At 68.4% G+C, this 11,564-nt stretch carries 8 protein-coding genes; 5 read left to right on the forward strand and 3 right to left on the reverse strand.

Annotated elements, in window-relative coordinates:
- Positions 1-3: 3 nt before the first annotated feature.
- From AC1PMG_RS11500 to AC1PMG_RS11515, 4 genes are read left to right on the forward strand one after another with little or no spacing between them, the layout of a single operon-like run.
- Entirely contained in the window at positions 4-870 is an 867-nt protein-coding gene (locus tag AC1PMG_RS11500) for a CheR family methyltransferase (protein WP_017917563.1), read from the forward strand.
- Positions 867-1,469 carry a chemoreceptor glutamine deamidase CheD gene (cheD, locus tag AC1PMG_RS11505; RefSeq protein WP_481108969.1) on the forward strand — a complete coding sequence of 201 codons (603 nt, stop codon included), beginning with the start codon at positions 867-869 and terminating at the stop codon, positions 1,467-1,469. Before AC1PMG_RS11500 ends, cheD begins: the two co-directional genes overlap by 4 nt.
- A complete protein-coding gene (locus AC1PMG_RS11510) occupies positions 1,466-2,539 on the forward strand; it encodes a protein-glutamate methylesterase/protein-glutamine glutaminase (RefSeq protein WP_267126731.1) in 1,074 nt (357 codons plus the stop codon). The genes cheD and AC1PMG_RS11510 overlap by 4 nt, the downstream gene beginning before the upstream one ends.
- A 4-nt stretch (positions 2,540-2,543) precedes the next feature.
- On the forward strand, positions 2,544-5,141 hold the full coding sequence (locus AC1PMG_RS11515) for a sensor domain-containing protein (RefSeq protein WP_481108970.1): 2,598 nt from the start codon (positions 2,544-2,546) through the stop codon (positions 5,139-5,141).
- A 133-nt stretch (positions 5,142-5,274) separates the two neighbouring features.
- Here AC1PMG_RS11515 and acnB read toward each other — a convergent pair whose 3' ends face one another.
- From acnB to AC1PMG_RS11530, 3 genes are read right to left on the reverse strand one after another with little or no spacing between them, the layout of a single operon-like run.
- Complete coding sequence (gene acnB / locus AC1PMG_RS11520) at positions 5,275-7,866, reverse strand: bifunctional aconitate hydratase 2/2-methylisocitrate dehydratase (protein WP_342072666.1); 2,592 nt, start codon at positions 7,864-7,866, stop codon at positions 5,275-5,277.
- Between the two features lie 52 nt (positions 7,867-7,918).
- Entirely contained in the window at positions 7,919-8,326 is a 408-nt protein-coding gene (locus AC1PMG_RS11525) for a type II toxin-antitoxin system VapC family toxin (RefSeq protein WP_342072665.1), read from the reverse strand.
- Entirely contained in the window at positions 8,323-8,586 is a 264-nt protein-coding gene (locus AC1PMG_RS11530) for an AbrB/MazE/SpoVT family DNA-binding domain-containing protein (RefSeq protein WP_010343322.1), read from the reverse strand. The genes AC1PMG_RS11525 and AC1PMG_RS11530 overlap by 4 nt, the downstream gene beginning before the upstream one ends.
- 149 nt (positions 8,587-8,735) lie before the next feature.
- On the opposite strand from AC1PMG_RS11530, the gene acnA reads away from it, so the two are divergent.
- Positions 8,736-11,495 (forward strand): aconitate hydratase AcnA, encoded by a 2,760-nt coding sequence (gene acnA / locus AC1PMG_RS11535; protein WP_481108971.1) that lies wholly within the window; start codon positions 8,736-8,738, stop codon positions 11,493-11,495.
- Positions 11,496-11,564 lie beyond the last annotated feature (69 nt).

The following is an 11,564-nucleotide window of genomic DNA, read 5'->3' on the forward strand; positions in this document are numbered from 1 at the left end:
ATCATGGCCATCCAGACTCCCGCTTCGCCCTCCTCCGGTTCCGACAATCGCGACTTCGACTTCAGCGACCGCGATTTCAAGCGGGTCTGCGACCTGATCTACCAGAAGGCCGGCATCGCCCTGGCTCCGGCCAAGCGCGACATGGTCTACGGCCGGCTGTCGCGGCGCCTGCGCGTGCTGGGCCTGCGCTCGTTCCGCGACTACCTGGACTGGCTGGAGCGCGACGGCGGCGACGAATGGGAGGCGTTCACCAATGCGCTGACCACCAACCTGACCTCGTTCTTCCGCGAGCCGCACCATTTCGAGCGGCTGCGCGAAGAGTTGCAGAAGCACTCCGGCGCGGCGCCGCTGAAGATCTGGTCCTGCGCCTCGTCCACCGGCGAGGAGCCCTACTCGCTGGCGATCACCGCCTGCGAGGCGTTCGGCACGCTGACCCCGCCGGTGCGGATCCTGGCCACCGACGTCGACACCCAGGTGCTGGCCACCGCCTCGCGCGGCGTGTACGCGCTGGAACGCGTCGCCAGCCTCGATCCCGCCCTCAAGCGCAAGTATTTCCAGCGCGGCAGCGGCGCCAACGAAGGCCAGTGCCGGGTGCTGCCGGCGCTGCGCGACCTGCTCGAATTCCGCCAGCTCAACCTGCTGGAACCGCGCTACGACGTGGCCGGCCCGTACCTGGCGCTGTTCTGCCGCAACGTGATGATCTATTTCGACAAGCCCACCCAGCGCGGCATCCTGTCGCGGCTGATTCCGCACCTGGACGACGACGGCATGCTCTACACCGGCCATTCGGAAAACTATCTGCATGCGGCCGACCTGATCCAGCCCTGCGGCCGTACGCTGTATCGCCGGGCGCAGAAGGATCGCGCATGAGCGCCGCGGCCATGGCCCTGGACCAGGTGATGCGCTATCACGACACGCGCTTCCAGACGATGGCGGCCAAGCTGTTGCCGACCCAGTACCTGGTGGTGGACGACGACACCGCGCTGACCACCATCCTGGGCTCGTGCGTGGCCGCCTGCATCCGCGACCCGCTGCTGAAGATCGGCGGCATGAACCACTTCATGCTGCCCGACGGCCAGAGCGGCGACGGCGCGCCGGCCCGCTACGGCAGCTATGCGATGGAAGTGCTGATCAACGACCTGCTCAAGCGCGGCGCCGCCCGCAACCGCCTGGAAGCCAAGGTGTTCGGCGGCGGCAACGTGCTCAAGGGCTTCACCAACAATCCGGTCGGCACGCGCAACGCCGACTTCGTGCTGAACTACCTCAAGGCCGAACATATCCCGGTGGTGGCCGAGGATCTGCGCGGCATCCATCCGCGCAAGATCTGGTTCTTCCCCGGGACCGGCCGCGTGGTCGTGCAGCGCCTGCCGCACGCGCACGAGGAAGCCGAAATCGCCGCGGCCGAGTCGGCGGTGCGCGCCCGTCTCGCCAAAGCCCCCGTCACCGGTGCCGTGGAGTTGTTCGAATGAGCCTGGAAGCCCCTTGCCGCGTGCTGATCGTCGACGACTCGGCGGTCGTGCGACAGATCCTTACCGAAATCCTGTCGGGCGCGCCCGGCGTGGAAGTGGTCGGCTCGGCCGCCGACCCGCTGCTGGCGCGCGAGAAGATCAAGCGCCTGAATCCGGACGTGATCACCCTGGACGTGGAAATGCCGCGCATGGACGGGCTGGCGTTCCTGGAAAACCTGATGCGGCTGCGGCCCACGCCGGTGGTGATGATCTCCTCGCTGACCGAACGCGGCGCCGACACCACCCTGCAGGCGCTGTCGCTGGGCGCGGTCGACTTCGTCTCCAAGCCCAAGCTCGACGTGGCCCGCGGTCTGGAGGAGTACGCCGAAGAGATCATCGCCAAGGTCAAGAATGCGTCCAAGGCCAAGGTCCGCGCCCTGGACCGGCCGGCCGCACCGAAACCGGTGGGCGCCACCGCCACGCCCGCCGCGGTGTCCTCGCTGAAGTTCCGCACCACCGACCGGCTGATCGCCATCGGCGCCTCCGCCGGCGGCACCGAAGCGCTGCGCGTGGTGTTGGAAGGCATGCCGGCCGACGCGCCTGCGGTGGTCATGACCCAGCACCTGCCGGCCGGCTTCAGCACCGCCTTCGCCGACCGCCTCAACCGGCACTCGGCCATGGCCGTGCGCGAAGCGACCGAAGGCGAAGCGATCCTGCCTGGCCACGCCTACCTGCCGCCCGGCGGCAAACACCTGCAGGTGATCCGCGACGGTGCGCGCTGGCGCTGCAAGATCGACGACGGCCCGCCGGTCAACCGGCACAAGCCGGCGGTGGACGTGCTGTTCCAGTCGGTGGCACGCAATGCCGGCGCCAACGCCATCGGCGCGATCCTCACCGGCATGGGCGACGACGGCGCGCGCGGCCTGCTGGAAATGCTGCAGGCCGGGGCCAGCACCCTGGTCCAGGACGAGGCCACCAGCGTGGTCTGGGGCATGCCCGGCACCGCCTTCCGCCTGGGCGCGGCGCAGGAGGTCTTGCCGCTGGACAAGATCGCCGAGCGCCTGATCGCCTTGTCCGTGCAGGCGCGCTGACACCATGCCGGGCCGCCGCGTCACAACGTCGAGCGTGCCCAGCGACGTCAGCGTGGAGGCGGCGCGGGTGGCATCGGCGCGTTCCGAACTGGACCTGCTGCTCTGCCTGCAATACGCACCGGAAGGCGTGCTGATCGTCGATCCGCAGGCGCGTGTGGTTGCCTTCAACCACACCGCCGAGGCGCTGTGGAACCGTCCCCGCGCGCAGGTGCTGGGGCGTCCGCTCGGCGAGTTGGCCGATGCCGACGTGCGCGAAGACTTCCTCGCGCAGTGTCTGCGCGACGGCGGCAGCGGCAGCTACGAGCTGCTGTTGCGCGACTACGATGGCGCAGCGCGCTGGCTGGCGGTGAGCGCGGCGCGGGCACCGCAGCACTACAGCCAATTGCAGGTGCTGTTCGTGCGCGACATCAGCGCCGAGCGCGCCCGCGACGCCAGGATGCGGCTGCTGTCGCTGGCGTTGGACTCCAGCGACAACGCCATCGTCGTCTGCGATCCGGAATTGAACACCCTCTATGTCAACGCCGGCTTCAGCCAGGTGTTCGGCTACGCCGAAAACGAAGTGCTGGGACACCTGCCCAGCAGCGTGCTGAGCGGCCCCGGCACCGACCTGCAGACCGTGCAGCAGACCCGCGAGCGCGTGCGCGCCGGTTTCGGCCACCAGGTCGACATCCTGGCCTATCGTAAGGACGGCACGCCGCTGTGGGCCACTCTGGTGGCCACCCCCATCGCCAGCGAGGACGGCAGCCAACAGCACTACATCCTCTCGTTCACCGACATCACCCAGAGCAAGATGCACGAGGTGCTGCACAAGAACGTGCTGGATGCGCTGGTCCGCGAACAGCCGCTGGTCGAGGTCGCCACGCTGATCTGCAAGGAGGTCGAGCGCATCGCGCCAGAACTGATGGCCGCCATCGTGAGTGTCGACGGCAACGGCTGCCTGCAGCCGCTGGCGGCGCCGAGCATGCCGGCGCGGTTCGGCGAGACCATGAGCAACATGCGCGCCGGGCCGCGTGCCGGCGCCCTCGCCACCTCGATCTGGCGCGGCAAGCAGGTGCTCGTGCTCGACCCGCGCACCGACCCGCTGTTCGCCGACTACATGGGGCTGGTGCAGCATGTGGAGTTGGGCACCTGCGTGGCCACCCCGATCAAGTCCAGCAGCGGTCGCGTCCTCGGCAGCTTCGCGCTGTGCTACCGGCAGGTGCGCGAGCCGTTGGCCTGGCACCTGCGCCTGATCGAGCTCTGCGTGCATCTGTGCGCCTTGGCGCTGGAACGCGAGCAGACCAGGGCACGCGTGCACCAGCTCGCCTTCTACGACTCGCTCACCGGCCTGCCCAACCGGGTGATGTTCAGCGCCCGCGCCGAGCAGGCGCTGGCCGCCGCCGAGCATCAGGGCGCACCGGTGGCGATCCTGTTCGTGGACCTCGACCGCTTCAAGCGCGTCAACGAGACCCAGGGCCACGCCTCCGGCGACGGCCTGTTGCGCGACATCGCCCGGCGCATCGGCGACACCCTGGGCCTGACCGATCTGGTCGGTCGCCAGGCCGGCGACGAGTTCGTGCTGATGCTGCCGAACTGCAGCGTCGAGCAGGCCGCCGGCGTCGCCGAACGCCTGCTGCTGGCGCTGGCCGAGCCGCTGGTGGTCGGCCAGGTGACCCTGCACCCCAGCGCCAGCATCGGCGTGGCCATGTTCCCCGACGACGGCCGCGACATCGAGACCTTGCTGCGCCATGCCGACCTGGCCATGTTCCGGGCCAAGCGCGAGGGCGGCGACAGCGTGTGCTACTTCAGTTCCGACATGAACCGCATGGCGCAGGAACGCGTGGCGATGGAGACCGCGCTGCGCGACGCCCTGCATCGCGACAAACTGCAACTGCACTACCAGCCGCAACTGGACAGCCAGGCGCCGCACGCGCTGTACGGCGTGGAGGCGCTGCTGCGCTGGGAACATCCCAATCTCGGCGCGATCTCGCCGGCGCGGTTCGTGCCGATGGCCGAAGAATGCGGATTGATCGACGAACTCGGGCAGTGGGTCTTGCGCGAAGCCTGCCGGCAGATGGCGGACTGGCGTCTGCGCGGCATCGCGGTGCCGCGCGTGGCGGTGAACCTGTCGGCGAACAACTTCGCCGACCCCGAGTTGCCCACGCGGGTGGAAGGCCTGCTCGCCGCGTCCGGCCTGCAACCGGCCGACCTGGCACTGGAAATGACCGAAAGCGTCATGCTCTCCAACACCAGCGCAGTGCTGGCCAACCTGCGCCAGTTGCAGGCCAGCGGCGTGCTGCTGTCGCTGGACGACTTCGGCACCGGCTATTCCAGCCTCAGCCATCTGCACCAGTTGCCGGTCAACGAGCTCAAGCTGGACATGAGCTTCGTCAGCGATCTGGAGCACTGCCAGACCTCGCGGGCGCTGACCACGTCGGTGCTGCGGATCGGCGAGACCCTGGGCATGCACACGGTCGCCGAGGGCGTGGAAACCGAAGCGCAACGCGCGTTCCTGGCGCGGCTGGGCTGCCGCGTGCTGCAGGGCTTTCTGTTCGCGCCGGCGCTGCCGGCGGCGGCGCTGGAACACTGGCTGCGAGGGCGAGCGCCCGCGCCGCCGGCCTAGGCGCAGGCAGGCGGCGAACCCACCGTCGTACGCAGCGCAGGCACCACCAACGAAAAAGCCCGGCAGTGCCGGGCTTCTTCGTTGCGACCGTGCCGCATGGGCGGCACGTCGCGTCAGCGCATCGCCGGGGCGATCAGGCGGCGACCGTGGCGGCCACGTCCTGGTAGTCCTGGATCTGATCGAAGTTCATGTAGCGATAGATCTGCTCGCCACTGGTCTTGATCACGCCCACGTCGGCCATGTACTCGTCCTTGGTCGGGATCCGGCCCAGGCGCGAGCAGATCGCGGCCAGCTCCGCCGAGCCCAGGTACACGTTGGTGTTGCGGCCCAGGCGGTTGGGGAAGTTGCGGGTGGAGGTCGAGAACACCGTGGCGCCCTCGCGCGCCTGCGCCTGATTGCCCATGCACAGCGAGCAGCCCGGCATTTCCATGCGCGCGCCAGCGGCGCCGAAGGTGCCGTAGTGGCCTTCCTTGGTCAGCTCCGAGGCGTCCATCTTGGTCGGCGGCGCGACCCACAGGCGGGTCGGGATGTCGCGCTTGCCTTCCAGCAGCTTGGCCGCGGCGCGGAAGTGGCCGATGTTGGTCATGCACGAACCGATGAACACTTCGTCGATCGCCGCACCGGCGACGTCGGACAGCGTCTTCACGTCGTCCGGGTCGTTCGGGCAGGCCACGATCGGCTCGTGGATGTCGGCCAGGTCGATCTCGATCACCGCCGCGTACTCGGCGTCGGCATCGGGCTCGAGCAGCTGCGGGTCGGCCAGCCACTCCTCCATCTTCTTGATCCGCCGCGCCAGCGAACGCGCGTCGGCATAGCCTTCTGCGATCATCCACTTCAGCAGGGTGATGTTGCTGGTCAGGTACTCGACGATCGGTTCCTTGTTCAGACGCACCGTGCAGCCGGCGGCCGACCGCTCGGCGGAGGCGTCGGACAGTTCGAACGCCTGCTCCACCTTCAGCTCCGGCAGGCCTTCGATCTCCAGGATGCGGCCGGAGAAGATGTTCTTCTTGCCCTGCTTGGCCACGGTCAGCAGGCCCTGCTTGATCGCGTACAGCGGGATCGCGTTGACCAGATCGCGCAGGGTCACGCCCGGCTGCATCTGCCCCTTGAAGCGCACCAGCACGCTCTCGGGCATATCCAGCGGCATGACGCCGGTGGCGGCGGCGAAGGCGACCAGGCCGGAACCGGCCGGGAACGAGATGCCGATCGGGAAGCGGGTGTGCGAGTCGCCGCCGGTGCCGACGGTGTCGGGCAGCAGCATGCGGTTGAGCCAGCTGTGGATCACGCCGTCGCCCGGACGCAGCGACACGCCGCCGCGGGTGGAGATGAACTCCGGCAGGGTGTGGTGGGTCTTGACGTCCACCGGCTTCGGGTATGCCGCGGTGTGGCAGAACGACTGCATCACCAGGTCGGCGGAGAAGCCCAGGCAGGCCAGGTCCTTCAGCTCGTCGCGGGTCATCGGGCCGGTGGTGTCCTGCGAGCCCACCGAGGTCATCTTCGGTTCGCAGTAGGTGCCCGGGCGCATGCCCTGGCCTTCCGGCAGGCCGCAGGCGCGGCCGACCATCTTCTGCGCCAGCGAGAAGCCCTTGCCGGTGTCCGGCGGGTCCATCGGCAGGCGGAACAGGTTGGAGGCCGGCAGGCCCAGGAACTCGCGCGCCTTGGCGGTGAGGCCACGGCCGACGATCAGCGGGATGCGGCCGCCGGCGCGCACTTCGTCGAACAGCACGTCCGACTTCATCGCGAACTCGGCGATCACCTGCCCGTTCTTCAACGCCTTGCCCTCGTACGGACGCAGCTCGACCACGTCGCCGTGCTCCATCTGCGACACGTCCAGCTCGATCGGCAGCGCGCCGGCGTCTTCCATGGTGTTGTAGAAGATCGGCGCGATCTTCGAACCCAGGCACACGCCGCCGAAGCGCTTGTTGGGGATGTACGGGATGTCCTCGCCGGTCCACCACAGCACCGAGTTGGTCGCCGACTTGCGCGAGGAACCGGTACCGACCACGTCGCCGACGTAGGCGACCAGGTGGCCCTTGGCCTTGAGGTCGGCGATGGCCTGGATCGGGCCGCGCTTGCCGTCTTCTTCCGGCTCGAACGGCGCGCCGTCGCGCTTGTTCTTCAGCATCGCCAGCGCGTGCAGCGGGATGTCCGGGCGGGTGGTGGCGTCCGGCGCCGGCGACAGGTCGTCGGTGTTGGTTTCGCCCGGCACCTTGAACACGGTGATGGTCAGGCTCTGCGGCACTTCCGGCTTGCTGGTGAACCACTCGGCCTCGGCCCAGCTCTGCAGCACCGCCTTGGCGTGCGCGTTGCCGGCCTCGGCCTTTTCCTGCACGTCGTGGAAGGCGTCGAAGATCAGCAGGGTGTGCTTGAGGCCTTCGGCGGCGACCGCACCCAGCTCGGCGTTGTCCAGCAGCTCGATCAGCGGATGGATGTTGTAGCCGCCGAGCATGGTGCCCAGCAGCTCGGTGGCGCGGGTGGGCGAGATCAGCGGGGTCTTCTCGCTGCCGAAGGCGACCGCGGCCAGGTACGAGGCCTTGACCTTGGCGGCGTCGTCGACGCCGGCCGGCACGCGGTGGCTCAGCAGTTCGACCAGGAACTGCTCCTCGCCGGCCGGCGGGTTCTTCAGCAGTTCGATGACCTGCGCGGTCTGCTGCGCGCTCAGCGGCAGCGGCGGGATTCCGAGCGCGGCGCGCTCTGCAACGTGGTGGCGATAGGCTTCCAACATGCGGGTTCTCCGGAAAAATACGGTGGGGATGTGCGGTAGCGGCGGCGCGGCGTCAGCCGGCAGGCTTGGGGACGATGATCTTCAGGCCTTTGAAGTAATCGCGGAAAAAACGGTCGTCGTGGGTGATCAGGCCATCGCATTGCAGCAGCGCATGCGCACCGATCAGGAAATCGGCCACCACCCGCTCGCGCCTGCCGCCACGGGCGCGGAAGCGGCGCTGCATCTCGCCGGCGCGCAAGGCCGACTTGGCCTCCAGCGCGCTGAAACGGATGCTCATGTCCTCCAGCACCGACAAGGCCTCGGCGCCGTCGCGCAGCGCGCTGCAGACTTCGGCCAGGACGATGTCGCAGACCACCACCGGGCCGGTGCTCAGGCACTGGCGCAGGCAGGCTTCGGTGGCGTCGGCCTGCGGGCCGTCGGCCAGCAGGTCCACCAGCACGGACGAGTCGATGGCGATCATGCGCCGGCGTCGGGCTCGGGTTCGAACGGATCGCCCGGGGCGCGGCCGCGGATGGCGCGCATCGCCTCGTCGGTGCTGGCGAAGCCGTCGAGCTTGAAGCGGCCGCGGGCGCGCGAGATGGCATCGTCCACGCTCTTGCGCAGGATGATCCGGCCGCCGTCCAGCTCCACCTTCAGGATGGTGCCCTTGCTCAGGCCAAGTGCATCGCGCACGGCCTTCGGCAGGGTGATCTGACCGCGTTCGGCGACAGTGGCTTCCATAGAACGGGCTCCACAAGGTATGTACGAATTTTACATACTTGAAGCGTCATACTCAAGCCCGCATACAGCGGCGGTCACACCTGCCATACACACTGAATCGGTCAGAATGACCGCAGTCCCTAAAGCCGCGACGCCATAGGAGTTCCGTGATGAGCGATTCCTTTTCCACCCGCGCCTCGCTCGAGGTCAACGGCCAACGCTACGCCTACTACAGCCTGCCCAAACTTGCCGAGCGCTTCGATATCGCACGACTGCCCTACTCGCTGAAGATCCTGCTGGAAAACCTGTTGCGCCACGAAGACGGCGGCGTAACCGTGGGCAAGGACCACATCGAGGCGGTGGCCAAGTGGGATCCCAAGGCCGAACCCGACACCGAGATCGCGTTCATGCCGGCGCGCGTGGTGCTGCAGGACTTCACCGGCGTGCCCTGCGTGGTCGACCTGGCGGCGATGCGCGATGCGGTGGTCAAGCTCGGCGGGCGCCCGGAACAGATCAACCCGCTGATCCCCTCGGAACTGGTGATCGACCATTCGGTGCAGGTGGACGTGTTCGGCAAGCCCGACGCGCTGGACCTCAACGGCAAGATCGAATTCCAGCGCAACAAGGAACGCTACGGCTTCCTGCGCTGGGGCCAGAAGGCCTTCGACAACTTCAAGGTGGTGCCGCCGAACACCGGCATCGTGCACCAGGTCAACCTGGAGCACCTGGCGCGGGTGGTGATGACCGGCGAGCGCGACGGCGAGGCGATCGCCTACCCGGACACGGTGTTCGGCACCGACAGCCACACCACCATGATCAACGGCATCGGCGTGCTCGGCTGGGGCGTGGGCGGCATCGAGGCGGAAGCGGCGATGCTCGGCCAACCCTCGTCGATGCTGATCCCGCAGGTGGTGGGCTTCAAGCTGACCGGCAAGCTGCCCGAAGGGGCGACCGCCACCGACCTGGTGCTGACGGTGACGCAGATGCTGCGCAAGCACGGCGTGGTCGGCAAGTTCGTCGAGTTCTTCGGCGACGGCCTGCAGCACCTGCCGCTGGCCGACCGCGCCACCATAGGCAACATGGCGCCCGAGTACGGCGCCACCTGCGGCATCTTCCCGATCGACGCCGAATCGCTGACCTATCTGCGCCTGTCCGGGCGCAGCGAGGAGCAGATCGCGCTGGTCGAGGCCTACGCCAAGGCGCAGGGCCTGTGGCACGACGCCGACAGCGCGCATGCCGAATACAGCGCCGTCCTGGAACTGGACATGGGCGACGTCAAGCCGTCGCTGGCCGGCCCCAAGCGCCCGCAGGACCGCGTGCTGCTGGAAGACATGCAGCGCAACTACCGCGACAGCCTGGTGCCGTTCGCCGACGCACGCGCCAAGCGCCGCAGCGATGCCGTGCAGGAAGACCGGCTCAAGAACGAAGGCGGCGGCGGCACGGCGGTCGGCGCCCAGGCGGCGCATGCGCACGACGCCGAGGCCAGCGGCGCCGGCTGGCAGCTGCGCGACGGCGCGGTGGTGATCGCGGCGATCACCTCCTGCACCAACACCTCCAACCCCGCGGTGATGCTCGGCGCCGGCCTGCTCGCGCGCAATGCCGTGGCAAAGGGCCTGAAGGCGCAGCCGTGGGTCAAGACCTCGCTCGGGCCGGGCTCGCTGGTGGTCACCGACTACCTGAAGAAGGCCGGGGTCATGGACCACCTGGAACAGCTCGGCTTCTACGTGGTCGGCTACGGCTGCACCACCTGCATCGGCAACTCCGGCCCGCTGCCCGAGGACGTTTCCGCGGCGATCGCCAAGGACGACCTGGTGGTGGCCTCGGTGCTGTCGGGCAACCGCAACTTCGAAGGCCGCGTGCATCCGGAAGTGAAGATGAACTACCTGGCCTCGCCGCCGCTGGTGGTCGCCTACGCCATCGCCGGCACCACCGACATCGACCTGACCCGCGATCCGCTGGGCACCGGCAGCGACGGCCAGCCGGTGTACCTGCGCGACATCTGGCCGAGCAACAAGGAGATCGGCGACACCATCGCCGCCACGGTCGGCCCGGAAATGTTCAAGCAGAACTACGCCGACGTGTTCAAGGGCGACAGCCGCTGGAACACCATCGCCTCGCCCGATGGCGAGCTGTACGTGTGGGACGGCACTTCCACCTACATCAAGAACCCGCCCTACTTCGACGGCATGACCATGCAGGTCGGCCGCATCGAGGACGTGCACGGCGCGCGCGTACTGGGCCTGTTCGGCGATTCGATCACCACCGACCACATCTCCCCCGCCGGCAACATCAAGAAGGACTCGCCGGCGGGCCGCTTCCTGCAGGAACGCGGCGTGCAGCCGGCCGACTTCAACAGCTACGGCAGCCGCCGCGGCAACGACGACGTCATGGTCCGCGGCACCTTCGCCAACATCCGCATCAAGAACCTGATGTTCGGCGGCGAGGAAGGCGGCAACACCCTGTACCACCCGCCCGGCGGTGGCCAGCCGGAAAAGCTGGCGATCTACGACGCGGCGATGAAGTACAAGGCCGACGGCGTGCCGCTGGTGGTGATCGGCGGCAAGGAATACGGCACCGGCTCCTCGCGCGACTGGGCCGCCAAGGGCACCAACCTGCTCGGGGTCAAGGCGGTGATCGCCGAAAGCTTCGAACGCATCCACCGCTCCAACCTGGTCGGCATGGGCGTGCTGCCGCTGCAGTTCCTCGATGGCCAGAACGCGCAGAGCCTGGGTCTGGACGGCTCGGAAGTGTTCGAGATCACCGGCCTGCAGGACGGCGCCAGCAAGCGCGCCAAGGTCGTCGCCACCAAGGCCGACGGCAGTGCGCAATCCTTCGAGGTGGCAGTGATGCTGCTGACCCCGAAGGAAGTGGAGTACTTCCGCCACGGCGGCCTGCTGCAGTACGTGCTGCGGCAGTTGGCCGCGCGCTGACCGACCCGGCGGTTTCCAACAGCGGAAGCCCGGCCCCCGCGCCAGCGCGGGGGCGCTGCGCCGGCACGC

The sequence above is a fragment of the Xanthomonas sp. NCPPB 2250 genome (genome assembly GCF_056725265.1).